Source organism: Moorella mulderi DSM 14980, from assembly GCF_001594015.1.
Lineage (GTDB): Bacteria > Bacillota > DSM-521 > Neomoorellales > Neomoorellaceae > Neomoorella > Neomoorella mulderi.
Window position 1 is genome coordinate 17257 of record NZ_LTBC01000005.1, and the last position, 26672, is coordinate 43928.

22 protein-coding genes are annotated in these 26672 nt (G+C 57.4%); 13 read left to right on the forward strand and 9 right to left on the reverse strand.

Annotated features, from left to right (window positions below; genetic code table 11):
• Nucleotides 1–27 precede the first annotated feature (27 nt).
• Entirely contained in the window at nucleotides 28–390 is a 363-nt protein-coding gene (locus tag MOMUL_RS08165; RefSeq protein WP_062283876.1) for a YraN family protein, read from the forward strand.
• Between the two features lie 12 nt (nucleotides 391–402).
• Here MOMUL_RS08165 and MOMUL_RS08170 read toward each other — a convergent pair whose 3' ends face one another.
• Complete coding sequence (locus tag MOMUL_RS08170; protein ID WP_062283880.1) at nucleotides 403–1716, reverse strand: histone deacetylase family protein; 1314 nt, start codon at nucleotides 1714–1716, stop codon at nucleotides 403–405.
• Nucleotides 1709–3382 carry a hydantoinase/oxoprolinase family protein gene (locus MOMUL_RS08175; protein ID WP_062283883.1) on the reverse strand — a complete coding sequence of 558 codons (1674 nt, stop codon included), beginning with the start codon at nucleotides 3380–3382 and terminating at the stop codon, nucleotides 1709–1711. The genes MOMUL_RS08170 and MOMUL_RS08175 overlap by 8 nt, the downstream gene beginning before the upstream one ends.
• A 190-nt stretch (nucleotides 3383–3572) precedes the next feature.
• Between MOMUL_RS08175 and MOMUL_RS08180 the strand changes: the two genes are divergently transcribed.
• The 7 genes from MOMUL_RS08180 (at nucleotide 3573) to MOMUL_RS16590 (ending at nucleotide 9935) form a co-directional block, all read left to right on the forward strand.
• The gene (locus MOMUL_RS08180; RefSeq protein ID WP_169802185.1) at nucleotides 3573–4469 is read left to right on the forward strand and encodes an N-acetylmuramoyl-L-alanine amidase; all 897 of its coding nucleotides are present in this window, start codon (nucleotides 3573–3575) and stop codon (nucleotides 4467–4469) included.
• A 4-nt stretch (nucleotides 4470–4473) separates the two neighbouring features.
• Nucleotides 4474–5136, forward strand: a complete 663-nt coding sequence (locus MOMUL_RS08185) for a coenzyme F420-0:L-glutamate ligase (protein WP_084785550.1) — start codon at nucleotides 4474–4476, stop codon at nucleotides 5134–5136.
• Between the two features lie 102 nt (nucleotides 5137–5238).
• Complete coding sequence (locus tag MOMUL_RS08190) at nucleotides 5239–6246, forward strand: isocitrate/isopropylmalate dehydrogenase family protein (protein WP_062283888.1); 1008 nt, start codon at nucleotides 5239–5241, stop codon at nucleotides 6244–6246.
• 21 nt (nucleotides 6247–6267) lie between these two features.
• Complete coding sequence (locus MOMUL_RS08195) at nucleotides 6268–6948, forward strand: metallophosphoesterase (RefSeq protein WP_062283890.1); 681 nt, start codon at nucleotides 6268–6270, stop codon at nucleotides 6946–6948.
• A gap of 107 nt (nucleotides 6949–7055) precedes the next feature.
• Nucleotides 7056–9254, forward strand: coding sequence for a phosphodiester glycosidase family protein (locus MOMUL_RS08200; protein ID WP_062283892.1), 2199 nt, complete (start codon nucleotides 7056–7058; stop codon nucleotides 9252–9254).
• 197 nt (nucleotides 9255–9451) lie between these two features.
• Nucleotides 9452–9799, forward strand: coding sequence for a hypothetical protein (locus MOMUL_RS08205; RefSeq protein WP_062283894.1), 348 nt, complete (start codon nucleotides 9452–9454; stop codon nucleotides 9797–9799).
• The gene (locus MOMUL_RS16590; protein WP_161484983.1) at nucleotides 9765–9935 is read left to right on the forward strand and encodes a hypothetical protein; all 171 of its coding nucleotides are present in this window, start codon (nucleotides 9765–9767) and stop codon (nucleotides 9933–9935) included. The genes MOMUL_RS08205 and MOMUL_RS16590 overlap by 35 nt, the downstream gene beginning before the upstream one ends.
• Nucleotides 9936–9967: 32 nt before the next feature.
• Here the strand turns inward: MOMUL_RS16590 and MOMUL_RS08210 are convergent, their stop codons facing one another.
• Genes MOMUL_RS08210 through murJ form a run of 3 tightly spaced genes read right to left on the reverse strand, consistent with a single transcriptional unit; the run spans nucleotide 9968 to nucleotide 13632 of the window.
• A complete protein-coding gene (locus MOMUL_RS08210) occupies nucleotides 9968–10708 on the reverse strand; it encodes a type 1 glutamine amidotransferase (protein ID WP_062283897.1) in 741 nt (246 codons plus the stop codon).
• The gene (locus MOMUL_RS08215; RefSeq protein WP_064774371.1) at nucleotides 10668–12035 is read right to left on the reverse strand and encodes a Mur ligase family protein; all 1368 of its coding nucleotides are present in this window, start codon (nucleotides 12033–12035) and stop codon (nucleotides 10668–10670) included. Before MOMUL_RS08215 ends, MOMUL_RS08210 begins: the two co-directional genes overlap by 41 nt.
• 13 nt (nucleotides 12036–12048) lie before the next feature.
• On the reverse strand, nucleotides 12049–13632 hold the full coding sequence (gene murJ, locus MOMUL_RS08220; protein ID WP_062283902.1) for a murein biosynthesis integral membrane protein MurJ: 1584 nt from the start codon (nucleotides 13630–13632) through the stop codon (nucleotides 12049–12051).
• A 234-nt stretch (nucleotides 13633–13866) separates the two neighbouring features.
• Here murJ and MOMUL_RS08225 point away from each other — a divergent pair, with 234 nt between their 5' ends.
• From MOMUL_RS08225 to MOMUL_RS08245, 5 genes are all read left to right on the forward strand, one after another.
• Nucleotides 13867–14433 (forward strand): spore coat protein, encoded by a 567-nt coding sequence (locus tag MOMUL_RS08225; RefSeq protein ID WP_062283905.1) that lies wholly within the window; start codon nucleotides 13867–13869, stop codon nucleotides 14431–14433.
• A gap of 389 nt (nucleotides 14434–14822) precedes the next feature.
• A complete protein-coding gene (locus tag MOMUL_RS08230) occupies nucleotides 14823–15398 on the forward strand; it encodes a hypothetical protein (RefSeq protein WP_062283908.1) in 576 nt (191 codons plus the stop codon).
• A 139-nt stretch (nucleotides 15399–15537) separates the two neighbouring features.
• Nucleotides 15538–16227 carry a response regulator transcription factor gene (locus MOMUL_RS08235; RefSeq protein ID WP_062283911.1) on the forward strand — a complete coding sequence of 230 codons (690 nt, stop codon included), beginning with the start codon at nucleotides 15538–15540 and terminating at the stop codon, nucleotides 16225–16227.
• Nucleotides 16228–16244: 17 nt separating this feature from the next.
• Nucleotides 16245–17672: a sensor histidine kinase gene (locus MOMUL_RS08240; protein ID WP_161484984.1), complete on the forward strand. Its 1428-nt coding sequence runs from the start codon at nucleotides 16245–16247 to the stop codon at nucleotides 17670–17672.
• Between the two features lie 155 nt (nucleotides 17673–17827).
• Entirely contained in the window at nucleotides 17828–18220 is a 393-nt protein-coding gene (locus MOMUL_RS08245; protein ID WP_062283916.1) for a DsrE family protein, read from the forward strand.
• Between the two features lie 160 nt (nucleotides 18221–18380).
• Here MOMUL_RS08245 and MOMUL_RS08250 read toward each other — a convergent pair whose 3' ends face one another.
• The 4 genes from MOMUL_RS08250 to MOMUL_RS08265 are packed head-to-tail and all read right to left on the reverse strand — an operon-like array spanning nucleotide 18381 to nucleotide 26402.
• Nucleotides 18381–19619 (reverse strand): multicopper oxidase domain-containing protein, encoded by a 1239-nt coding sequence (locus MOMUL_RS08250; protein ID WP_062283919.1) that lies wholly within the window; start codon nucleotides 19617–19619, stop codon nucleotides 18381–18383.
• Nucleotides 19620–19623: 4 nt separating this feature from the next.
• Nucleotides 19624–20862, reverse strand: a complete 1239-nt coding sequence (locus MOMUL_RS08255; RefSeq protein ID WP_062283921.1) for a multicopper oxidase domain-containing protein — start codon at nucleotides 20860–20862, stop codon at nucleotides 19624–19626.
• Nucleotides 20807–21949, reverse strand: a complete 1143-nt coding sequence (locus tag MOMUL_RS08260) for a multicopper oxidase domain-containing protein (RefSeq protein WP_064774366.1) — start codon at nucleotides 21947–21949, stop codon at nucleotides 20807–20809. Before MOMUL_RS08260 ends, MOMUL_RS08255 begins: the two co-directional genes overlap by 56 nt.
• 25 nt (nucleotides 21950–21974) lie before the next feature.
• The gene (locus MOMUL_RS08265) at nucleotides 21975–26402 is read right to left on the reverse strand and encodes a choice-of-anchor Q domain-containing protein (protein WP_236713047.1); all 4428 of its coding nucleotides are present in this window, start codon (nucleotides 26400–26402) and stop codon (nucleotides 21975–21977) included.
• Nucleotides 26403–26672: the final 270 nt, after the last annotated feature.

The window sequence follows — 26672 nt, forward strand, 5'->3', positions numbered from 1 at the left end:
AGATACCTTGAGAAGAGGTGCATAGCCATGACTATGGCGCGGCGGCGGCGCGGCCAGCGAGGCGAGGCGGCCGCCGCTGCTTATTTAGAACGCTATGGCTACCGGCTGCTGGCGCGCAATTACCGCTGCCCCCTGGGGGAAATAGACATCATTGCGGCCGACGGCGAGGAAGTTGTTTTTGTCGAGGTACGCACCCGCTCTTCAGGCACCTTCGGTACACCCCAGGAGTCGGTTGACGTCCGCAAACAGTTGCGCCTGCGCCGCCTGGCTAATTATTACCTTAGCAGGCACGGTTTGAGCAACCGTCCCTGCCGTTTTGATGTGGTGGCCGTATGGCTGGACCGGCAGGAGAGAGTGACGGAGATTGAAGTTATCAAGGGAGCTTTTTAGGCTTTTCCAAAATTATTTCTTTAACAGCTGGTCCGCCACCCGGTCCTGGAGGTAAATACCGTCCCTATAAGCCCCGGCAGAGGCGCGTTCAAAGAGGGCGTGGCCCTCTTCCTGGCAGCGGGGGCAGGCATTCCGGGGGATAAAGATGGCCAGGATATGGCGACCCCGGTCGGTCCGTGAGTCGATCCAGGTCAGCCCGCCGCAAGTATCACATACTAACGTTGTTTCTTCCTGGGTTTCCATCAGCCCCTCGGTGTCGTAATAGATATGGCGCCGGCGGCTGATTTCTTTTTTATCCCGGACATATTCAGCCCGTAGTGTTTCCCGCTGCTGCCAGGCCTGGTAAGTTTCATCGCACAGGCGGGCTATATAATCGCTGACCCGGGGTGACTGGGCCACCCTGGCCGGGCTGTAGTCGGGTTCCCGGATGCCGGAGTAATCCAGGCCGGCCAGGGCCAGGATGATCCCCACATTGACATAGGGCAAGGCACCTTCGATGGAGTAGCCACCCTCTAAGACGGCGATATCCGGTTGCAGGCGGTCATTCAGGCGGGCGTACCCCTGGGCCGAAAAACGCATGTTGGTGATAGGATCGGTATAATGGTTATCCTGGCCGGCGGAATTGATGACCAGATCGGGTTTAAAATCGGCCAGGACGGGCAGGATGAAATGTTCCAGGGCGTAGAGGAAACCTTCCTCGCCCGTTTCAGGAGGCAGGGGCAGGTTTAAATTATAGCCATAGGCGTTCGGGCCCCCGAATTCATTCAGGAAACCGGTACCGGGATACAGGGTACGGCCGTCCTGGTGTAAAGAAATATAAAGGGTGTCTTGATCATGCCAGTAGATGTCCTGGCTGCCGTCGCCGTGGTGGCAGTCGGTATCCACAATGGCGATGCGCTTTTTACCATAATGACGGCGGATATATTCGATCATAATGGCTTCTATATTAATATTGCAGAAACCGCGGGCACCGTGGACGATGCGCATGGCATGGTGTCCCGGCGGCCGGACGATGGCAAAGGCTTTATCCACCTCACCTTTGAGGACGGCTTCGGCAGCCACGATAGCACCGCCGGCGGCTATCAGGTGGGATTCGGTGACCCGGGACATGACGTCAGGGACACAGACGTGCACCCTTTCCACATCGGCTATTGCAGCCAGGCGGGGGCGGTATTCATAGATACCGTCAATATCGAGGATGCCTTCTTCCAGGACCTGGTCCTGGGTATAGAGGAGCCGCTCTTCCCGTTCCGGGTGGGTAGGGCTGATGGCCCAGTCAAAGGCCGGGAAGAAGACCAGGCCCAGGCGACGGGCGGCTTTATACATCATCCGCATCTCCCTTCAGGGGGGTGACCCGGGGTTTAACCTGAACTTTTACCCGGATATTTTTACCGGTAGTATAAAAACCAGAAACCATGTTAAAGGATTGTTCTTCCACTACTTCCAGTTCGGAGCCGGCCACTTCCGGGGCCAGGCGTACGAGACGCTCTCGTAAAAGCTCCAGGGCGCGGTTACGGGCCCGGTCCAGGTTATAACCGGCGGGGATCTTTTCCCGGATGCCCTCTTCGGGAACAGTTAGCAATCCCTGTTCGGTATCGGCCAGGAGGGTTAATTCCGTAGTGGGCTGGCTTAAAGCTGCCCCGATGGCATTGGCCACCCCGGCCAGGTTGGGGACGGTGACCGGGAGGCCGAAAGCAGCTTCCAGCTCGTCCGCCAGTACGGGCGCCGGGGCACCAATGACAATCACCTGGACGGGGTGCAATTGTTTACCTGCCAGCACTTCGCGGACGGTGTAGACCGGCCGGCTGTTGATTTTATCCAGCAGGGCACGACTTTGCCGGGCAATTTCCCCCACCATTTGTTGCAAAGTCGCTGCGGCCATATTCAGTGTACTAAGTCCCAGTTTATCGCCCAATTCGGCTATGCCCTGGCGGGCGGCGGCCTTATCCCCCAGGTCCAGGCGGCCCAGGGTAATGAGGGCATCGGTAGGGGTGGCGGCCGGGCCGCCCAGGGCCCGGGCCGGCCCCTGGCGGTCGGGGCCAATGGTTAAACGGCCTTCCTTAACCCGCAGGCAGCTGTCGCCACCCAGGCCCAGGGAGTAGCTGAACAGCGCCCGCACCAGGGTAGGGTAGCCACCCAGATTGATGCCCTGGGGTTCATAGAGGGGCACACCGCCGGCCAGGAAGGCAATATCAGTGGTTGTCCCGCCTATATCCAGGATGATAGCATCTTGCGAAGTAGGCACCAGGGCCAGGGCGCCCATGATGCTGGCCGCAGGGCCGGAAAGGATGGTCTCTACGGGTAAGGACAGGGAGGCCTCCAGGGACAGGGTGCCACCATCGGCCTTTAAAATATCGGGAGCAAAGGGTAATTTCTTTTTGGCAGTAAAAGTTTTAATGGCGGCCGCAAAGGAACTATAGGTAGCAGCGACGGCGCTATTCAAATAGGCGGTAAAGACCCGGCGGGGGAAGTTTAACCGGCCTGACAGGCGGTGGCCGGTGGTAATAAAGTCGTAGCCAGGGGACAGGGCCTCCTTTATGCCAAGTTCGTGCTCCGGGTTACGGGTTGAGAACTTGCCGACAATGGCCAGGTGGCGGATGCCGGCCTGCTGCAACTCCCTGTCGGCAGCCTTAATCTCCGCCTCTACCAGGGGGCTAGCAGGGCGGCCGCGGTGGTCGATGGACCCCGAGAGGATAAAGTTTTTCTGGCCGCAGGCGAGTATAGCGGGATTTAAGCCCGGCCCCGGCTCCAGGAGTAAACCTACGGGGCTGGTGCGGCCGGTAACGATGGCGTTGGTACAGATGGTTGTGCTTAAATTGAGGCGCTTGATTGAGGAGGGATTGATACCGGCCAGGATAGCTTCCAGGGCCCGGGTAACGGTGCCGAAGTAGTCTGCCTGGTCGGTATTAGTTTTATAGTGGCGCTGAATGCGGCCCCCAGCAATGAGCACGGCATCGGTATGGGTACCACCCATATCCAGACCTACAAACATTTGCCTCGCCTCCAGGTTTATTTTAGACCCTTGGACCTCCGGTTGCAACCATAATTACCGGGGGATTCAGACATAGTTTGACGCTAAAAAGGGAAAAAGTAAATCTTGCCAGGTACCACCAGGCGGTCTTGAGGTAAGGTTGCCGGCATATGATTGATAGCGGGCGGGTAACATCCTGCCTGTTAGTGAGGTGAAGAAGTTGCCCATCACTGCCCGGCTGACCAATTTCTATAGCAAGGTAACCCTGGAGGGGGAAGAACAGTTCAGCACCGTTACCATTGAAGCCACTGCCCCGCCTCCTGTAATAATCGACTACCCTGAACCGGGTTCCTGCCGGGTGACCCTCCGGGCCCTCCTGAATATGTACCCTGGCCCCCTTTATATCCAGGACGGTATTCTCCGGGAAGTAACGGTTGAACCGGGTGAAGGGCAAGTTACTTTTCACATTACCCTGGATGAAGACGTCCGGGCGATGCTGACTGGCGTAGAAGGGATTCCCTACCGGATTGTGTTACGCTTCAGCCGCCGGCCCCTGCAGGAATTTTACCGGGACAGGGTAATTATCATTGACCCGGGCCACGGGGGGACCGATGGCGGTTGGCGGGGACCGGTTAATCTCTGGGAGCGCGATATGGCCTGGAAGACTGCCCAGGAACTAGTTCGGGTCCTGGAGGGGTTTAAAGCCCGGGTGATCTGGACCCGCCAGGCGGAGGAAAACCCCTCCTGGCAGGAACGTTTGCGTAAAGTAACTCCGGATACCTTTTGCTTTATCAGCGTCCACGAACACGGTGCGGCGGACACAAGCCAGCGGGGGACGGCAGTCCTTTATAATCCTGTAGTGCCGGGTAATGAGGAACTGGCGGCTAAGGTTTTAGAGAGAATCGTGGCCAGGGTTAACACGCCGGCACGGGGAGTCAAAGCTGACGAGGAACTGGCCCGGCTGGGGGAGATACCCGGCATAAAGCTGGAACCGGTAGCCATTACCAACTGGGTTGACGAAGGTTTGTTACGTAACCCCTATTTCCACCAAAAGGTAGCCCTGGCTACCGCCGTGGCTATTAAACAACATTTCCAGCGGGGGAAATAAGCTTATGGCCAGGAAGGATAAAAAAATTTTTTTCTATAAAATACCCATCCGTACCCATATCGTCACTGAAAACGATGATATAGTTGACCTGGCCCAAAAATATAGCGCCGGTATTGCCGCGCCCGGCGATGTCATCTGCCTGGCGGAAAGCGTCGTCGCCATTACCCAGGGACGGGCCATTTTACCGGAAGCGGTGCGTCCCGGGTGGCTGGCCCGTTTTTTAAGCCGTTTTCCCGGTAAAGACGGGAGCCTGGCCACCCCGCCGGCCATGCAGCTGGCCATCGAAGAAGCAGGCCCGGCGCGCATCCTGGCCGGCTGTGCCGCCGCCGCCCTGGGCCGGTTAATCAAGAAAAAAGGCCTCTTCTACATTGTGGCCGGGCGCGAGTTGGCCCTGATCGACGATATAGCCGGGACCATGTACCCCTATGAGCGGCATATCGTCATGGGACCTAAAAACCCGGGCCAACTGGTGCAAGCTATTAAAAAGGCTACCGGGGCAGAAGCCGTGATTGCCGATGTCAATGATAAAAAGTGTGTTGACATCCTGGGCATCACTGATAAAAGTTACCGGCAAGCAGTAATTGAGGCTTTAAAGGATAACCCCTTTGGCAATGAAGACGAGCAGACGCCCATAGTTATCCTCAAACGCTGGAAAACCAGATTGTAGATTGTAATTGTAATCGCCCGGGAGGGCGATTTTTTACTTGTCCTGCAGGCGGACAAAACCGTATAATAATGGGGTAATGATATTTTCTGGAGGTGGCTTTTGTTGAAGCATGTGGTTACCCTGATACCGGGTGATGGTACTGGCCCGGAACTGATTGCTGCGGCCCGGCGGGTCCTGGATGCCAGCGGGGCCGGACTGGAGTGGGAAGTAATGGCGGCCGGGGAGACGGCCCAGGAGAAGTACGGCAGCGTATTACCGGAGGAAACCCTGGCTTCCATCCGTAAAAACGGCGTGGCCCTCAAAGGGCCCATAACCACCCCGGTGGGCACCGGTTTCCGCAGCGTTAATGTGGCCTTGCGGAAAGAGCTGGACCTCTATGCCAATATCCGTCCCGCCCGTAACCTGCCCAATGTACCCTCCCGTTATGAAGGCGTTGACCTGGTCATCTTCCGGGAAAACACCGAGGATCTCTATGCCGGCATAGAACATATGGTAGGGGAAGAAGCGGCGGAAAGCATTAAAATCATCACCCGCAAAGGTTCAGAGCGGATTGCCCGGGCGGCCTTTGAATATGCTCGCCGGAATGGGCGGAAAAGGGTGACGGCCGGGCACAAAGCCAATATCATGAAATTCAGCGACGGCCTTTTCTTGCGGACTTTTTATGAAGTGGCTCAAGATTACCCCGATCTAACTGCCGACGACCGCATTGTGGACAACCTGAGCATGCAGCTGGTCCAGAAACCGGAACAATATGATGTCCTGGTCCTGCCCAACCTCTACGGCGATATCCTCTCCGACCTCTGCGCCGGCCTGGTAGGCGGCCTGGGGGTGGCGCCGGGGGCGAATATCGGCGACCGGGCGGCTGTTTTTGAACCCATCCATGGCAGTGCGCCCAAATATGCCGGCCAGAACAAGGTTAACCCCCTGGCAACCATCCTCTCCGGAGTGATGATGCTGGAGCATTTAGGCGAAAAAGAAGCTGCCGGCAGGATTCAAAAGGCCATCCTGGCTGTCCTGGCCGAAGGAAAATACTTAACCTACGACCTGGGAGGCAATGCCGGTACCAGCGAAATGGCCGACGCCATAGTAAGGCAGCTGGAGAAGGCGTAGCCACCTGGCGGAGGGGTAAGAGTGGCGTTATTTGCCATCGCCGATCTGCACCTGGGTCGCGATATGGCCATGTTTGGGCCGGTATGGGAAAACCACCGGGAGAAACTCGCCGCCCGCTGGCAGAGGGTGGTGAACCCCGGGGATACAGTTTTAATCCTGGGAGATATCAGCTGGGGCATGCGCCTCGAGGATGCCCTGCCCGACCTGCAGTTCCTCAAGTCCCTGCCGGGGTCCAAGCGCATCCTGAAGGGGAACCACGACTACTGGTGGCAGACGGAGCGAAAAATGGCGGCGGCCATCCTTGATGCGGATCTCTCCCTTTTAAAGCCGGAGATCATTGCTGGAGTGGCCTTCTGCGGCACCCGGGGCTGGCTGGTCCCCCAGCACCCCCTTTATAATGAAGAAACGGATGGGAAAGTTTACCGGCGAGAAGTCTTGCGCCTGGAGATGGCCCTGAATGGTGTGCAGAAGTTGCGCCGGGAAGAGCCCCTGGCCGTGATGATGCATTTTCCCCCGGCCTGCGGGGGTGAAGCGACCGATTTTATAACGTTAATGCAGAGCTATGGCGTAAGTCACTGTTATTACGGGCACCTCCACGGCGCCGACCAGGAAAAGGCCCTGGTAGGGAAAGAATGGGGCATTAACTTCCACCTGGTGGCTGCCGATTATGTAAATTTTACCCCGGTCCTGGTATCCTGTTAAAATGGTGACCTGTCCATATTATGTGGACAGGTCGCTGAGTTTTGGGAACCTTACGGTCCTAAAGGACGTCTATAGATAATGGAAGGTCTCAAGTTTGGAGGAAAATTATGAGCTACATACGGAAAAGGGTTTTACCAGTCTTTCTGGCTATTTTCCTGGTTGCCTGCTTACTGGCCAATCCCATGCTCTCCCTGGCAGCCGCTGCCTGGCAGGTAGTACCCGAGGTAGAGAAAATCCCCCTGGCCACAGGAGTACAGTATTCGGCCTACCAGATTACTGCTCCCGGCTATAAGGAGGCGCTGAAGGTCTTAACTATCGATCCCCGGGACAGGTTTACGGTTATGGAGACAGCCGTATCCCACGGCAACCTGGCCCTTGACCAGGAAAGACCCACGGCTATGGCCGCCAGGCTGGCCAGGGAAGGCAAGGCCGCAGTAGCGGCAACAAATGGTGATTTCTACAGCACCCGGGTACCTTACTTGCCCATCGGCCTGCAAATAAGCAACGGCGAGCTGTTAATCAGCCCTCAGGGGTTTCCGGCTTTGGGGTTGACCGGGAACAAAGAAGTCATTATCGGTACTCCTGTCATGGCCGCCTACCTGACGGTGACCAGGGAAATACCGGGGAAAGGGGGAAGCGTGGCCCGGGTGGTTTACACTTACCCCATCGCCCACGTCAACCGGGAAAGGGGGGCCGACATGCTGGTCCTCTATACCCCGGCCTTTGCGGCCCGCACCGGTACCAATGACTACGGCATGGAAATAATTCTAAAAGGTGTTGACCTGCCCGTTAAAGCAGGCCGTACATATACCGGCACCGTGGCCGCCAGGATTGACGCCAAGGGTAATAACCCCATCCCGCCGGACGGGGTAGTACTCTCCGGCCACGGGAAGGCCCAGGAGTTTTTAAAACAGCTTCATGCTGGCGACAAGGTTAATTTCACCATCAGATTTACCGATACCCGCTGGCATGATGTTATCCAGGCCGTGGGCGGCCATGAGATTATCCTGCAAAACGGGCAGGTCGTCCTGCCCGCGAACAGCACGGACCCCCTGGTGCGGTCCCGCCACCCCCGGACGGCAGTCGGCATCACGAAGGAAGGTCGCCTCGAGATCGTGGTAGCCGATGGCCGCCAGCCCGGCTACAGTGACGGTATGACCCTTTACGAACTGGCCGCATTTATGCAAGCCAGGGGGATAGTCGCGGCCCTGAACCTTGATGGTGGCGGTTCATCAGTGCTGGCGGCCCGTAATGCCGGCGAGTATGAGCTATCGATTTTAAACAAACCCTCCGACGGGCAGGAAAGGCCGGTTACCAATGGCCTGGTGGTTTTTTCTACTGCCCCCCGGGGTCAACTCAGCCATTTATACCTGGTTCCTGACGTAATCAAGGTGTATAAAGGCAGTAAAGTGCAATTCAGCCTCAAGGCCCAGGATAATTATTATAACCCTGCCCAGGTACCTGCCGGTGTGACCTGGAGCGTGGCGGGAAATGTGGGCCGCTTTATCTCCCCCGGCCTGTTCCAGGCTGATAACCCCGGCCAGGGTGAGATTACCGCCCGGACAGGGATGGTAAAAGCTACCTCGAGGGTTACTGTCGTCGATAAGGTATACAGGCTGAAAATTACGCCGGCCATTGCCACCCTGCAACCCGGTGCTGTCCAGCAGTTTACAGTAACGGCCTTTGATGCCGAAGGCAACGAAATCTATGTCGACAGCTCTTTGTACCGGTGGACGGTCAGCGAAGGGCTGGGCCGGTTTGACCCGGAAAAAGGGCAGCTGTCACTGGCCGGGCCGGCGCGTAATGCCTGGGTCAAGGTCAGGCTGGGTGATCAGGAAGCTGTAGCCGCAATCAACCCCGCCCTGGAGCTGGCTCTAGATGGCCGGCCCTTAGCCGGGCAGGAGGTAACCCTGGTCGTCCGCCACAACGGTGCGCCGGTAGCTGGAGCGGTAGTCCAGCAAATCCAGCCGGCAGCGACGTTAGGCCAGGTAACGGCTCGAGCCCTCTATGTAAGGACAGGTCCGGGAACAGGGTATAAAGCCATCACCCTGGTACCGAAAGGTTACCGGCTGGCTATCCTGGCCAGGCTGGAAAACGGCTGGCTGCAGGTGCGCCTCCAGGACGGCCGGGAAGGCTATGTAGCGGGGGAGTATGTTATTGTCCAGGAAGGCAGCCGCAACTTAGGCGAGACGGATGCTGCAGGTAAAATCCGGTTTACGGCCAACGTGGCCGGGAGCTATAGCTTTGCAGCAATGAAAGAAGGTTATTTACCCGCTGGCCTGACCCTGGAGTTTAGCGAGAAGTAAAGTGCTCCAGGTTGACGGACTTCAAGATTAACTCGTACATGAAAGATATGCCTTCAAAGATCAAAGATTGCGCCCGGGAAGATTACTCCGGGCGTCTTTGTTTTTAAAAATATATTTAAATGGCCCCTATATATATGGTATAATATGGTGGTTTTATCAAGAACAGGTTACCAGTTAAAGCAGGGAGGAGGAACTTTTTGCTGCGCATACTCTTTCTTTTCAACGCTGTCCCCGCCCGGGAGCGCCAGGGAGCCTACAGTGATTGTCTCTCCTGGGAGACCGTACGCCAGATTTACCGGGCGTTACTGGAAGGCGGCAACGAGGTTTACCCTGTTAATGTCCGCAGCCGTCACCAGCTGGAGATATCCCTTTCCCGCCTGCCGGCTCCCCACTTGGCCTTTGTCCTGGCCGAAGGTTTTCTGGACGAGCCCCATACCCTGTATGATGGTAGTGGTGCTGCCGCCGTCCGGTTTTTACTGCAACAGTACGGCCTCCCTGACGACCATGGCCATGGCTTCCGGTTTAAGATACAGCCAGTTTGTTAATTTCATCCTCTACCAGTCGCTGCTGGAATATGGCCTGGTACCCGGCGATAAATTGCAGGACCTGGTAGTTCCGGCCCTGGGTTTGTTGCACCCTTACCGCCGGGAAACACGGCCCCTGCAGCTATTTTCGGCTTAGACTACAGGACCTTCTTTGGGGGGCCTTTGCTATTACCACTTACCTTTTGTGGGCAAAAAGCGCCGGTAGACCGCTTCATTGACAGCCAGCTCCAAAGTATCGTCCAGAGGTGGCAGTTCTACTTCGCCATAACGGCGCTGCAGGGCCAGCCGGAGGAGGTAATCGGCCAGGTGCGGGTTTTTACTCAATAAAGGGCCGTGGAGGTAGGTGCCGATGGCGTTCCGGTAGCGGGCACCTTCCGTCTGGTCGGTGCCGTTGTTGCCATCGCCATAAATTACCCGGCCCAGGGGCCGGGCTCCCTTCAGGAAAGTGCGGCCGCCGTGGTTTTCAAAGCCAATCACCGGCCGGTCCGTACCTAACTCCTCCACCTGGATGGCAATATTACCCTTCAAGCGCTTGTTCCCGGCTTCGGTATAGACAGCAAAAAGGCCTACGCCGGGTAATGTTTCCCCTGTACTGGTGCGGTAATACTCGCCGAGGAGCTGGTAGCCGCCGCAGATGGCCAGCAGGGCGGCGCCTGCTTCTACCGCCTCTTTGAGCCAGGGACCTTTAGCAACTAAATCGGCACTGGCCACCCCCTGCTCCTGGTCGGGGCCGCCACCGAGGAAGAAAAGGTCATAGGCCTTCGGGTCCAGCTTATCCCCCAGGGAGATCGGGGTCACTTCCACTTCAATACCCCGCCACTCGGCCCGGCGGCGAAGGATTAAGACATTACCCCGGTCGCCGTAGAGATTAAGGAGTTCCGGATAGAGATGGCAGAGGCGTAACTTCACTGACAGCCCCCCTTGCTTTCAGGATGCGGCGGTAAAGGGCCAGGTTGGTATAGGTACAGAGAATCAGGCCTTCGTCGACTGGTTCTCCCAGTAAAAAGTCGACGCTTTCTTCCTGGCCGGGGATAACCTTCAGGTCCGCCTCTTTTACCCCCTGGTATTTGAGACAAAGGGCCATATCACCGGCCCGCAGGCCGGCACAGATAATCCGGTGGTAAGGAGCCTGTAACAAGGGACTGATATCGGCATCCCAGAGCCAGGAGACGTCGCGGCCGTCGGCGGCCAGGTCATTGATGGCCAGGAGATAGGTCGCTTTCCCGCGGCCGGCAGTCAGGGTTTTTAAGGCCACGCTCAAGCCGGTAGGATTTTTTACTAACATCAGGGTCAATCGTTTATCCCTGAGGCTAAAGGTTTCAGCCCGGCCCTGGCCCGGGAGGAAGGTCGCCACGACCCGGGCAATGGTTGCCGGGTCAATCTTTAATAGCAGGGCGGCACTGGCAGCGGCCAGGACATTATAGACATTATAAATCCCCGGCATGGGGGTCCGGAGGGCCAGTTTTCCGGCCGGGTAAACCAGGTCAAACCGGGCGCCCGCGGAACTTAGCTCTAATTCCCGGGCTTCATAATCGGCCGGGGGGCGGCTGTAGGAACACTGGGGGCAGTAATAATTCCCCAGGTGGCTGTAATGGTAGAAATTAAACTGGAGGGGCCGGCGGCAGCGGGGACAGATATGGCCCTCCAGGACTTCACTGGTTGTCGCCTGGCTCCAGGGGGTCCGGGCCAGGCCAAAATAATGGACATTCTCCCTTACCTGGCTTAAAGAGGTTACCAGGGAATCATCGGCGTTGAGCACCAGGGTAGCCGCCGGGATGGCTGCCAGGGCGCGGCTGATGGCCGCTGCCAGTTGTTCCAGCTCATGGTAGCGGTCCAGCTGATCCCGCAATAGATTCGTAATAATCACCATATCGGCCTTGACCTGCCGGGTAACCAGGCCCAGGGTGCCTTCATCTACTTCCAGGACAGCAACTTCCCCCCGCCGGGCAAGGAGGGCCGTGGCCACGCCGGCCGGCATATTGGCCCCCTCGCTGTTGTGAACCACCTTTAACCCGGCGGCCCGTAAAATGCTGGCCAGGAGGTTGGTGGTCGTCGTTTTGCCGTTGGTCCCGGTAACGATAATAACTTTTTCATACCTGGATGTCAAACGGCCCATTAACTGCGGGTCAATCTTCAAGGCTAGATAGCCCGGCAGGGAGGTACCTCCCCTTTTTAACCAGCGAAATAGGAGGGCCACCAGGCGGCCAATCCAAATGGCCAGGAAAGCTCGGAGCATATTTTCACCCCACTTAACCCGTTGCGGCCCGGGAACGGTGCAGGCGGCGGCTGAGGACATTTAGAAACATGGCCAGCTCCTCCATGCGCAACAACCACGTCAGGCCGCCGTAACTTAAAATCCCCAGGGTAATCAGCAGGGCCAGTTCCAGTCCTTCCCGTACCAGGCGGGGCCAGGTTACCGGGAGCAAAAGATGGCCGGCCGCCAGGGTCAGGAGAAGGCCCATGAGCAGCGCTGCCAGGAGACTTTTCATAGCAGTTTGCAGCAACCGGCGACCTTCCAGGGAGGTTTGCACCTTGCACCGCAGGTAATAGAGCAACAGGGCGACGTTGACGCAGCCGGCCAGGGAGTAGGCCAGGGCCAGGCCGCGGATGCCGAAGGCCGGTCCCAGGGTAAAGTTCAAGGCGGTACCTGCTGCCAGGGTAACCAGGCCGATCTTCAGGGGAGTTACCGTATCCTGGGTGGCATAGAAGGCCCGGCTCAAAATCTCATAGGCACCATAGGCTGTTATCCCCAGGGAGTAAAAGACCAGGGCTTCGGTAGTGGCCAGGGTGTCGGCACTGGTAAAGCGGCCATGCTGGAAGAGGACCCTGACCACCGGTTGCCCCAGGGCAATTAGACCCACCGTGGCCGGGATGGAGATGAAAACCACGGCCCTTAAAGAGCCCGACAGGTAACGGGTAAAGGAACTATAATCCCGCTCCATGGCAATACGGGTCAGGGCCGGTAGAAGGGCAATTCCCATGGATGAGGCAAAGAGGATGGGCACCAGCACCACCCGGCTGGAGATAGTCAGGGCATTAATGGAACCCCGGGGCAGGTAGGAGGCAATGAAAGTCTGGTTAAAGAAAAGGTTTAACTGGGCAATGGAAAGGCCAATGGTTACCGGCAGCATTAGTTTAAAAATCCTACGGATGCCTGGATTCTTAAGGTCCAGGACCAGCCGGTAACGGGGCTTAAGGTGCCATACCCCCCAGACCTGCACCAGGAAATTAAGGGCCGCGCCAATCAGGGTAGAAATGGCAAAGGCGGCGATGCTGTATTTACCGGCCAGGGCGAGGCCAAAAACTATAATGGCAGCGTTATATACCAGGGGGCCAATGGCCGTGCCTATAAAGGACTGGTAGGCGTACTCTGTCCCCATTAAGACCCCATTCAGGCAGTGAAAAAGGATGGCCAGGAGGACAATCCGGGTCAGATAGGCTGTATAAGCCACTTGATCAGCATCAAAGCCCGGGGCTATCAGGTGCACCAGCCAGGGAGCCCAGATCATCCCCAGGATTACGGCTACTCCTACCAGGGTCAGGACTAGATTAAAGGCAATGCTTACTGTCTGCCAGACGGCATCTTCATTCTCTTCCGCCAGGTAACTGGTCAGTACCGGGATAAAGGCCGAGCTAACCCCGCCGCCCACCAGGATTAAATATATGGTATCCGGGATAACAAAGGAGGTATTGAGCATATCCGTCAGCTGGTTCTGGCCAAACAGGGCGGAAATAGCTGTGTTGCGTAAAAAACCAAGAATCCGTGATACGCCGGCAGCCAGGCTCATGATAGCTACCGAGCGGGCCAGTCCCATTTTCCCTCGTTCTGCCACTTTTGCGCTTCCTTTTTATTTTGCATTGTTGACACACTACCTGTATTTTAATCCTTTGGGATATAAAAAGGAAGCCTTAGGGTGACAGAATGTATAACGGAAAGGGAAAGCACGTTGACAGAGCATACTCCCTGGAGGAGAAGGGATTTCCTGCGAGACCGGTTAAATAATTTACCTGAAAGCTGGATACAATAACTTTCGAGCCAAACTATCTTTTTCAGGAGGAGATTTTTTATGGCGGCCCACTACGGCGCCCATGAAGTAATGGAAATCCATGAAATTTTGAGCGACACTATCGATGGGATCAATCAATTCCAGTTGTACCGCCCCCACGTCAAAGACCACCAGCTCCGTTCTATCCTGGACAAACAGCTGCAATTTATGACCCAGGAGTACAATAACATGGTTCAAGCCATTAACCAGCGCGGTATCACCCAGGCGGTGCCTTACCGCGTACCCCGAACGGCTACCCCGGTTTACGGCTTAAATAACCCGGATACCCAAACGCCGAATACCTCTATTCACGACATGGATGACCGGGATGTAGCCAGCGGCATGCTGGGATGCCATAAGGCTTCAGCAGCCTTTAGAATGATGGCTTCCTTAGAATGTGCCGACCTGGAACTACGGCGCATGATCCAGCAGGGGGCCATTAACTGCGCCGAGCAGGCTTATGAAGTATGGCAGTACATGAATCAAAAAGGCTATTACCAAGTACCGACCATGAAGGACGTAACGACAAGCACCATGATTAATACTTACAGCCCAGCCAGTACAGGCCAGATAAGGCAGTATCAGTAATAAACCGCGCTATTCTGGGCGCAACCGCTGTCCCCTTAGACATGCAAAAACGCCCCGCCTGCTAGTAGTAGGCAGGGCTTTTTTATTTCCAGTAGATTTCTAAGTCAATACTGACTTCTCCATGGGGCTTATAAACCCTTGCAAGCTTTTCCCGCCCGGTGTAAACTGTAACCAGTTCATCTAATCCAGTCAGATCATAATTAGAGTCCCGCCCCAGCCGGATTTCTTGTAGGCTTCTAAGGCCTTTATCGTTGCGGAAAGTCTTTATTATCTTAAGAACTTCTTAACATTTTCTCGATAATATCCTGAGACTCCTAGGGTATGCTATTCCTAAACCAAGAAACAACAGGCCTGGTTGTTTCGAGAAAAAAAGAAAGGGATGATGTAAGGTGACGAAGGGCAAAAAGATACTGGCTGCTGTGGCAGCCCCCCTGGTGCTGGGAGGATTCCTGGTGGCAACCCAGCCCGGGTCTTCCCTGGCAGCCGAAGGTACCCCAGTTCAGTCCACCCAGACTACTTATGGTCCAGGTTTAGGCTTGGGGTTGGGGCGAGCCCAGGGAGGGATGCTCGGTATACTCAGCAAAATCCTGGGCCTGGACCTGGCAGACCTAAGGGCCGAGCGCCAGGCGGGTAAATCCATAGCCGGGATTGCCGCTGAACACGGGATTAGTAAAGACCAGCTGGTAGACACGATAACGGCTGAACGGCAAAAGCTCCTGGATGAAAAGGTGGCCGCCGGCCAGATAACCCCGGAGCAGGCCAGTTACTGCCTGGAAAACATGAAGGAGAGGATTGGGCAGAACCTTGAACGGACGACAGTTGGTCCCAATGGCCAGGGCCGTGGCGGCTGGAAGGCCGGTGCACCGGACAATACCGGAGCCCGCCAGGGGATGCAGGCAGGGCCAAGGGGGCGGGCCGGCCAGGGTGCAGGCTTTGGCCGCGGCCAGGCTAGCAGTCAACAGTAACCTGTACGGGTAGTTTTAACCATCATTGTGTCTACCCAGGGGGATTACCCCCTGGGTATTCTTAAACCAGGAGAAATAAAGGAAAAACACTGCCGGTAGCGAAACAGTTAATAACATAGCCTTCCCGGGGATGAAAAGGATGGATAAAAAGAAGATCTTAATCATCGAAGATGAAGAAAAAATAGCCACTATGATTCAGCAATATTTACTTAAGGAACAGTTTGCAGTCTTAATAGCTGCTGATGGAGTCATGGGGCTAAAAAAAGCGCGCCAGGAAAAGCCCGACCTGATTATTTTAGATTTAATGCTGCCGGGATTGAGCGGTCTCGATGTCTGTCGGGAAATCAGGAAGGAAAGCCAGGTCCCTATCATCATGCTTACGGCTAAAGCTGAGGAAATAGACAAACTTTTAGGACTGGAGCTGGGAGCCGACGATTACATCACCAAGCCCTTCAGTTTAGCCGAGCTGGCGGCGCGTATCCGGGCCGTCTTGCGCCGTTCCGGTGGCCAGGAACAGCCCAAAAATACGGTGCAGACCAGGGGCGATTTGACCATAGATTTTAGTGGCCTCCAGGTATACAAAAAGGGACAGCCCCTGAACCTTACTCCGACTGAATTTAATCTTTTATCTGTTTTGTTCCGGCATCCGGGCCGGGTGTACAGCCGGCTGCAGCTCTTGGATGCGGCCCTGGGCGAAGCATACCAGGGATATGAAAGGTCCATTGACACCCATATCAGCAACCTGCGCCGTAAAATCGAAGACGATCCGGCCAATCCGCGCTACATTCTCACCGTTTACGGTGTGGGGTATAAATTTGGCGAAGGATAGATTCCGGGCAGAAAAGGGTGAGCGGGTTGAAACTCAGGACCAGGTTAACCCTGGCCTTTATCATGGTAGTTCTCCTGGCGGTAGCGACCCTAACGGTTGCCGTAGGCTGGGCCACCAGGACTTTCTTTCATGGGTACCTGGATGAGGTAGCCTGGAAACGCCAGCAGGTGTGGGCCGATTTTTTTACCGCTTATTACCGCGACAGAGGGGACTGGACCGGGGTCCAGGAGCTTTTTAATACACCATGGCAAGGTGGCCGGGGCCAGGGTATGGTCCGGGGGCAGGGTATGGGGCGGGGCCAAGGGTTGGGCTGGGGTCGGACCGGTTTAGAAAGGGTGATCCTGGCCGACAGCAGTAACCTTGTTGTTGCTGATACTTATGGGCTCAGGTTAGGTGAAAGACTGTCCGAACAGGAATTGGCGCAGGGGACGGCGATTATCGTTAATGGCCAGAGGGTGGGCACCCTGTGGTTGACTACTACAACCCCACCGGGTGTCCTGTCCCAGGAAGACCTTTTTACCCGCTCCGTTACTGTAGCGATCATCCTGGCAGGTATAGCGGTATTAATCCTGGCCGGCCTGGCAGGCTTTTTCCTGGCCCGGCGGATAGCCGGGCCCTTGAGCAAACTTACAAAGGCAGTACATAGGCTGGCTGCCGGCGGCTGGGAACAGCGCCTGGTCCTAACCGGCGATGAAGAGATCGTCCAGCTGGTGACAGCCTTTAACGACATGGCCGCCCGGCTGGAAAAATATGAGGCCATGCGCCGCAACCTGGTTGCTGATGTGGCCCATGAACTGCGCACACCCCTGACCGTCCTGCGGGGTCAACTGGAATCCCTCCAGGCAGGAGCCCTGGAGGCCAAGCCGGAAGTAATAATGTCCTTGCATGATGAGATCCTGCGCCTCTCCCGGCTGGTTCATGATTTACAGGAACTGAGCCTGGCCGAAGCGAAAAAACTACCCCTGCACCAGGAAACTTTCAACCTGGTCGAGGCAGTGCAGAAGGTGTTGAATTTCTTCCAGGTTGAAGCTGAAAGTAAAAATGTTACTCTAACCCTCAATACTGAGGGACAGGAAATACAGGTAAAAGGGGACAGGGACCGCCTTACCCAGGTCTTAATTAACCTCCTGGGCAATGCCCTACGTTATACGCCCCCCCAGGGCCAGGTAGGGGTAACCATCAAGGAGAACCCTGGCGAAGTTAGCGTTTCCGTGGCTGATACCGGCCCGGGGATCGCAGCTGCCGATCTCCCCTATGTCTTTGAAAGGTTTTACCGGCCCGATAAGTCCCGGAGCAGGGCCCAGGGGGGAGCGGGGCTGGGCCTTGCCATTGCCAAAGGTTTCGTTGAAGCCCATGGGGGTAGAATCTGGGTCGAAAGCCAGCCTGGCCAGGGTACCAGGTTTACCTTTACCATTCCGGTTTCCCGCTATAATAGTTCTTTATAATTTTTCCATAAGCTTGCCTAAAACACTAGTAGGTCGTGTCCTGAACCAGTTTTCGCCACAGCAAAACTTTATATCGTGTATAAGATAAACTGATTGGACGTACAATCTTTTCTATGTTACATTCTTTTTGAGTTTAACAGAGAAGGGGTGTTGAGATGAATAGGTTGAAAGTCCTTTTCCATGTTAACGAATCTGGCAGATGGCAAAGGGTTCTCGTGAACATCAGTAATTTTTTGAATGATGTTGGGCAAGGAAATGCTGATATCGAAGTAGTGGCCAACGGTGAGGCGGTTTCTATTTTCGGGAACAGGTGTCTCCTTGCCGGAGGTGACGGTCAGGGGGCAAGCTGCGGGACAGCTAATGGATCGCTGGTGGAGCAGATGAAGAAGTTATCGGAGATGGGAGTAAACTTTGTTGCGTGTCGGAACGCTCTCAAAGGCCAGTCTATCGACGAGGACAGCCTCCCCAACTTTCTGATAGTTGTACCAGCCGGCATAACAGAAATCGCCACGAAACAGGCTGAAGGGTATGCCTACATCAAGCCTTGATTATGTGCCCTATGTAGGGGAAGTGAGAAACTTCCCTTTTTGTAACTCGATCGTACGGTAACAAAAAAAGAGGGGCCCGACCCAGCATAATAAAGGAGGACAAGTTCTTCGACCGTAATACCTTGGTTTATTCCTGGTTGTCAAGGCCGTTTCATCTTGACTAAGGCAAGGTGGTGACGACAGCCTCGTTTGAATATGCTGATGTTCCCGCTAGATTGAAGGCCAGTACCCGGTAGGTGTAGGTGGTGTTGGCCTCGACGTGGGTATCGGTATAGGCCGTTGCTCCCACCATCAGGGTGGTGACCCGCAAAAACGGCCCGGCTCCCGTCCGGCGCTCCAAAACGAACCCGTCTTCATCGGCAGCGTTGTTTATCCAGGTAAGTTCAACCTGCCCTGGTAAAGCCGCCGTGGCCGTCAAATTTGACGGGGCCTGCGGAGGAGTTACAGGAAAGACCGGGCGAACATCAACAAGGGCCATCATCCCGCCGGGGTAATCGTCGGTATTGACCAGGTGCAAAAGATCCCGGTCGTATAGATAATGCTCCCCTTCCGGGGGCGTGAAGACCAGGTCGGCGCTCTGCCCGGCGCCTAAGGTTATCGCGTTCTTATCGTAAGTAGCGTCAAGCAAAGGACTGCGGCGGGGCCGGCCGTCCTCGGCCACAACGCGCGCCGGCCCTTCCTGGAAGGCCAGGGTGTGGGCAAGGAAGCCAGCATTAATTAAGCGGAGCAGTACCCGCTGGCCGGCAAGGACGGGGACGCGGGAGGTGAGGGGTTGCGCGGACCTATCGGGTGGGGCCACACAGTCCGGGAAGGGGCGCCCGTTTACCAGCCAGTACTGCGGGGCGTAGTTCAACGGGTTGTATACGGCGCCGGTGGCGATAACTTCGTGCGCCGCGCGGTCGAATTCGCTGAGCAGGATAACAGCCTCAACGTCGTAACCACTCCCGGTATCTGCCCCGTAGGCGGTATAATAGTTGGAGCTGGCCGGGTCGTCCCAGCCGGCCGGCCTTACGATGAGCGCGCCGTACAGGCCCATCTGGACCTGACGCTCGGGACTGGTGCCGCTTTCATAGCGAAAGGTACCCGGGCGGTAGGCGGGAAAACTATAGACCACACTCCTTCCTGGCGCGGCGAAGCGAGTGAGCGAAACCAGCCGGCCGCCGGCGTCGAGGACCGGTTCCGGGGCAATCTCCTGCCCCGGAAAAGTAAGAGATACAGGTTCGTTCAGCATGTTATGGAGCGTTATTTCTACCATATCGCCGACCGTGGCTTCAATTACAGGTCCCGGCACTTGAGGCGCGGCGGTCGGACTGGCAGCCAGGCCCCAGATAACGGCGGGGAAACCACCGGGCAGCGAAACAATGCCCGGACGTGCCCAGAGTTCTATGCTTACCAGCATACCTTCATCTCCTTTCGCGAGTACTATTTGCACGGCTGTCTCTCTGCAGCCTGCCGACCTCCGGCCCGAGAGTACCGGCTGGAAAGATGCCGATCATCGTCATCATCCCCCCGGGGAATTCGCCCCAGTTGGTGATCTGCGGTTCGGAGTGGGAGTGGAGCATAAAGTAGTACTCGCCGGTCACGTTTAGAGAAGTTACTCCTATGGGTATGTCACCCTTTTGCCCTAAGTACGGGCTGCCACTCCACATGGTCCACCCGGCGTCACCAATCGCCTGGTTCCGGAGGTTGGGGATCGGGGTGGGGATCGGGGTGGTCACCGGGTCATATACCGGGCCGTCCCACTGGAAGATCTGGTCGTAGGTCTGGCCGGGACCCACTAACACCGTGAAGTGTTTGTGCGATAGGTCCTGGGTGCCGTTTCTTAGCAGCCGCCCGTCCAGCGCGACCACCCGGGTATGGTTCCCGTGGGGGTGTAGCGGGTGGGCATCGCAGCCGGCGCCTATATAGCGTATAAGGACCCGCTCGCCCGGTTCCGCCATAATCATTGAGCCGTATGGCTGCCGGGGAAGATAGGTCGCTCTATCGGGCAACATCGTATCGGGGGCGCAGCGCCCGTTAATCGTCCAGTAGCGAGGCCTGTAAGTGCCGGGCCGGTAAGGTTTGCCCAAGCGGACGGCTTCGTGGAGCACCGGGTCTATCTCCGCGACCACCAGCAGGTATTCGCGGTCGAATTCGGTGCCGGTTTCCGGGCCGTAGGCGGACCAGGTGGCCGGGTCGAGCGGGTCGAAGCCGGCCGGGCGAACGATAATAGCCCCGTAGAGCCCCATCGGCACCTGTTTGTTAATCTCCGTACCGCTGTGGTAGATATAGGTGCCCGGCCGGCTGGCTACGAACTGGTAAATGACCGTCCCCCGCGGGGGTGCGTAATCGGTGAGGGAAACGAGGCGCCCGTTTTCGTATATGGGCCCGACCGGTACCGCGCCACTGTTGGTCAGCCTGAACACCCCGTTCTGGCCGGGGAACATTAGGGAAACTATCTCGGGCAGTTCGTTGGTCAGTTTAATGGTGACGGTATCGCCCTGGTTAACAATAATGGTCGGCCCGGGCAACTGGGCAGCCCGCCCCGTTTCATCCCGGTAGCCCCAGATGTAAATACTCGCCCCGTCGGGGGTGATGATATATCCGTCAACAGCGCGCAGGTGGATGGCCGGCGATCCGTTGGCTGTAGCTTGTGTTGGCATGCATCCTCCCTCCTGGAAGTTGGTTGGGGGAGCCCTGGCCGGCCCCTCGCTTAAAAGCCGGGCCCGGCTGGGGCGGCAGGGTTCCGGCAGGGTATACAACAACGTGGGTCATCATCCCGCCGGGGGTAGCTCCCGCATTGGTGTTTTTATGGTAGCCCCTGTTGAAGAGCGGGTAAAGTCCCGGTTGTTGAGGTTCGATGATGACGTCGACTGTCTGCCCGGCGCCGAAATAGAGAACGTCCCGCCAGTGGGAAAGGTCCTCCCCGTGCAGCCCGCGCAACAGTTGGGCATCCCGGCCAATGATCCGCAGTGGCAGCCCGAGAATGGTGACGGCATGCTCTTCAAAACCGAGGTTTATGAAGCGCAGGAGCACCTTTTCCCCGGCGTTGGCCTGGATCAGGGAATGAGAGGGTTGCTGGCTGAGGTCGCCATCCGGCGCCGTATGCAGCGTGTCGGGGTAGGCGCGGCCGTTGATCAACCAGTAGGCCGGGCGGTATTCGCTCCAGTCGAACGCCTGGACCCTGTGCACCTGGTCGTGGGCTACCGGGTCGAGTTCCGATATCAGTAAAAAGTACTCCCGGTCGAATTCGGTTCCCGTACCCGCGCCGTACGCAGTTTTAAATAGCGGATTCGCAGGGTTGTAGTCGGCGGGACGGGCGATCAACGGCCCGACCATGCCCATCTGAATGTGTTCTACCGGTTCAAAGTGGCAGTGGTACATATAGGTGCCGGGATCCTTGGGTTCGTAATAATATATGAAATCGCGCCCTACCGGTACCGCAATTGACGTCTCGGGAACGCCGTCCCACAAAGATATCTGGTTGGGGAAGCCGTGCCAGTGGATCGTGTGGGAGTCGTCGAGGTCGGGCCGTTGCGGCATCCCCAGGTTGGTAAGGGTCAGTTCAACCCGGTCGCCGGCTCTGACATCCAGGAGCGGCGCGGGTAACGTTGCCTTCCCCCGGCGCGCGAAGATCTCGTTTTCGGGGACCCCGGTCAGGTCCACGAAACCGAAGATATAGTGGACCGAGCCGTCGGGCATGGTGATGAAACTGTCGGTTGCCCCGTAATGCACCTGGACGAACGTCACGTGAACTCCTCCCTGGTGAAAAAATTTAGCGGGCCTCGTCGGCGCCGATATCCACCCCGGCCCCCCGGGGTCGCGGCTGGTCGTCGAAATCGGTTTGCGGCGCGTTATAGATATCGCCGTTCACGACGAGGGTAGTGGTGCCCCGGTCGATGACCGGTGAATTCGGTTTCAGGTGGTAATCGCCCTGCAGTTGCGGTTCGACTGTTATAATTTTAACGGTCTTGAAGTCCGGCTCCATATTGAAGGCTACGGCCGTGACGGCGGTATCATAAGGCGCCACGAAAGAGGGGTTAACGCCAATAATGTTGGTAGGAACGGGTACGCCGTACGGTTGCGACAGGCTGCAGTAGCGCGGGCTCAGCACCTCGGGCGCCGGGGTACCGAAGACCTCGAGATCAATTACGTTGACCGGGTTCGGGTCGGCCGGCGCCCCGATGCCGGCGATACCGCCGCGGCCGTCGTTCAGGGTCGGATCGTACCAGCCGGCCCGGTTATCCCAGAAGATGTTGTTGAAGAGGACCGGGTTGCTGAAGGTCGGGGCGCCCGGCGGCAGGCTGGCCTGGAAGGCGGCGCTGTTCGCCTCGCTGACAAGGCCCGCCCCGTGCGGCCGGCCGTCGCTGTCTTCGGCGGTGGCAGTGGTGATGTTCTTCGCCACGGTGTTGTTGACGATTACCACGTTGGACGCATCGTCGAGGGCAATCCCCCCGCCGAGGTCGGTGGAGACGTTGTTAGTGATGATGTTGTTATAGATGTTGATGCGGTGAGTGCCTGCCCGGAGCAGGCGGATCCCGCCGCCGTCGTCGTTGGCCAGGTTGCCCTGGACGAGGTTGTTGTAAATGTCCACCGCCCCGGAGCCGGGCGAAAGGGTTGCCGGCGGGATTGGCTGTTCGCCGCCTATAAAGATGCCCGCACCCTCGTCAAAGGAAGCGTTGAAAAGGAACTTGTTGTGGTGGATGCGCCCGCCGTGGCTCAGCCCGAAATGCGAGAGACCGCCGCCGTATTCGGCGGAGTAGTTGCCGCAGACCTCGTTGTGGTCGAATTCATACCCGTCGGCGCCGGTGAAGATCCCCACGCCGCCGGCCAGGCTGATGCCGCCGTTATTCAGGATGCGGTTGTGGTGGATGTGCACGCCGTCATTGTGGTTGTCACCGGCGTAGGGCCTGCCGATGGTGATCGCGCCCCCGAAGCCGCCGCCGTTGCTCATGATGACGTTGTTGCTGATCTCGAGGTAGCGACAGTAAGCGTTGGCCACAACGCCCCCGCCTTCTTCGCCCCGCACACCGGTGATCGTCAGCCCGTCAATTTGCGTCGTAAACGCGGGGCCGAAGGTGCCATCCTTGGCTACTACCGTGATGACCTGGCCGCGCGGTATCTCCTGAGGCCCGTCAAAGGTAATGGCGGCGAGCTTTGTTTCCCATTGCTGCCGGTAGCTGGCGAAGAAGCGCCCGTCCAGCCTGGTAACCCAGGCCCCCATGCCCTGCAGTTTAACATTCTTGTAGATAACCGGGCTCTCGTAGTAAACGCCGGGATTGATAATCACCAGTGACCCCGGCGCGGCGCGGTCGATGGCCGCCTGGATGGTCGTACGGGGGGTGACGTTTACGATCGGGGGATCGTAGGTCCCGGGGACCAGGACGTGGATGGTGATTCCCAATGTACTGGGGATACCGGCACTCGAGGTTATCACCATCTGGGCCGGGCCGGCAGCGAAGCTTGGCGGCACGTATGCCAGGATAAAGTTATCACGCCAGGCCAGGACACGGATGGCTCTGCCGTTAAGCGTCACTGTTCCTGGATGGGCACCGAAGTTACGCCCCCTGATGAAGATCAGGCGGTTACCGGTCAAAGTCACGTAGACAGGATTAACGCTCCCGATCTCCGGGGCGCCCGTTGCCTGGCAGAGCGGCGGCCGCGAGAATTGCGCCCCCGGTCTTCCCACGAAGGCGGTAATGGGGAAAAGGGCGACGTCGGCATAGGTGGTTTTCCCCGGCCAGACATCGAAGACCATGGTCAAGGTCTGGTAATTGGGATTATATCTTGTATTGGGCCGGCCGGGGTCGCCGGGGTCGTTGCCGACAACCAGGTACATCCCCGGGGCCACGCCGGAGGGAATAGGTACGTTGCGGGTATAAGTGGACGGTAAGAGCACCTCAAAGATGCCGTTGGCGTCCGAATGAACGGTGGTGATCAACCGCCCCGTATAGTCCCGGATGCCGACCGGTGTATAAGGAATACCGCGCTTTTCGCCGTAGTAGATAAAATTCGGGTCGGTTTCGATATTCACGTCGTCGAGGAGGAAGCCGACGATGCGCCCCGGCACCGGAACATCGGTATACAGGAAGAAGTCTGCCACCGCGTTTTGCCCTGGACTGACGGTAACTATTTTAGTATCGTATTTGTCGCCATAGTAAGGGGGCGGGGGCAGGCGGAACAGAGCCGCATCAGTAGCGCTGGCGGGTTGGTCCCGGGTGGTCGTCGAAAGAGCGACAAACCGGTCGCCCTGGCCGGTGTTCACCGCTCCGGGGTCGAGCACCTTGTACAGCGGTTTCGGGGAACCATCTGGCAAAAGGTTATACGGGTCGGTGGGCGGGACCACCTGCACAAGGTAGGTTCCTGGTGGGAGCGGCTTTTCCACGGCGCCGGGGGCCCCGAAGTAGGGATCGAAGTAAGTCGCGAAGGAGTAACCGCCGTCAAAGACGCCGTCTTTGATCTGGTTGGAGGCGTTGGGTACTTCGATACAGCCCGGGTCAACGCTGCCGTCGGGCCGCACGCAGCCGGCTGGATGTTGCCAGGCGTCGGTCTGCACGGAGTTAATCAGCGTGGTGCTGCCGTCGTCATTCAGCCGGTAGAGGTTGACGGTTACGTTGGGGATGCCCGGTTCGTAGTCCTCGGCCACCGCGTAGCGGGGGTTGAGTTCGTTGCGCATCGTCGCGTAATAAACGATTCCCGAGATGCCCCCGTGGAGTTCGTCGTCAGGTGTTCCCACGAGCCCGTCCGGTCCCGGTAGCGGGTATTCCCGCATCCCCCAATCGATGCGGTTCGTTTTCGCCGCCCACGTCAGGACCGCCAGGGTAAGGGCGCGGGGATGGGTCGTAGTGGGCCGCGGCGGGGTGATCCCGTAATCGGGGGTAGCGGTCGCGGCCGTGCGCCCGAACCGGTCGAAGCCCAGTTCCGCCACGGCGAACCGCTCGAGTTCGAAAACTTCGTTGAAAGAGTAGCGACCGTCGAGATCGGTTACGGTGGCATACTGCCCACTGCCGTCTTTGAAGCGCGTGCCCACGGGGACATTGGGGATACCTTCCTCGATATAGTTCCCGGCAGCATCCGTATCGCGTACGCCGTTGCCGTTCTCGTCCCGGAAGACCATGCCGCTGATCCAGCCGAACCAGCGCGGGATGCCGATATCGCCCATAGCAATCGTTTCACCCGCGGCGATCTGGACAGTACGGAAGGAGATAATGTGGTCGAGGGGTTCATCCCAGAAGGCCATCTGGTAGATGCCCGCAGGAACGTTGGTGATGGTAAAGGTTCCGTCAGGGTTGCCCCGGCCGGTATAGACCTGCTCGTCGGTGCGGCCGATATCGGTAAGAGCGATCCAGGGCCGGTCGACGGGTCCGCCGAGGGTCAGGGGCCTGACTGGCGGTGTGAACTCGATGATCGTACGGACGCGGCCGGTGATGGTGCCCGTTCCCGCTCCGGGGGCGAACTCCTTCGGCCTGACAAAACCGAACCAGACCAGGGGTGCCTTGAAACCCTCGCGCGGGCTATACCCGTCGTTGCCTTCTTCAATCCAGGCGTCAATGACGTGGGTACCCTCGATGGTTGTGGTCTGGATCCAGTCGCTGCCGTCGGGCGGGATCGCCTGCACCCCGTACTTGCCCGGCGGCAGGTTTTCAATGACGGCGTCGCCGTTTTCATCCGTCCAGATTATGCCACCGGTGTTCGGCACCGGGACTGGTTTCCCGTCCGGACCGATAATCAGGTTGCCGCCGGCGTCCCGCTTGTAAACCGTTCCGAGGGGGTTGCCGAAATAGTCGACCGTAACCTCGCCGGTGACATCTGCAAGCACGATGCGGAACCCCGGCAGGCCGTGTTCGAGGGGGAAGTCATCCTCGCCGTTGACCGGGTGGATGTCTTCGAAAACGTGGACGCGGATTTTGGCAAGCGGCAGGGGGTGGGGCTGCAACTCAACGGTCAGCGTGCTGTCACGCTTCAGGTTGATCCAGTTACCCCCGAGCTTGTAGCCGGGAGCCAGGACGGAGACGAGGTATTTGCCGGACGGCAGGGAGACGGTGGGTTGCCTGGAGTCCCCCGTGGCCACGACCGCACTGTGGCTGGCGCCGGGCTTTAATGAAGGCCAGTTAGCCGGATCGGGGTCGAAAGGATCCCCCACGTTGTCCTGGTTGACGATGAATTGGAAATTCGTTATACGTATCCCTGTGCCGGCTTGCAAGACATTTATTGTGAGTCGAAAAATGCCGGTTTGACTGGTGGGACTGCGCCTGGATATTACTGGCTGCTTTCTACTAATATCCATATTGTCCCAACCTCCAGTTAAAACTCTGGATTATCTTATTCTTATTATTTAAATTGGTTACTGAGGGTAGAGATAGAGTTATAATTGTGGTAGGGATAGTGGTGCTGATCGTATGGCTGGTGTAAGAGCCCGGAGGCGGACAGGCAGTCCTATAGATATGAAATAGAACAGGGAGGCGATGCTGCT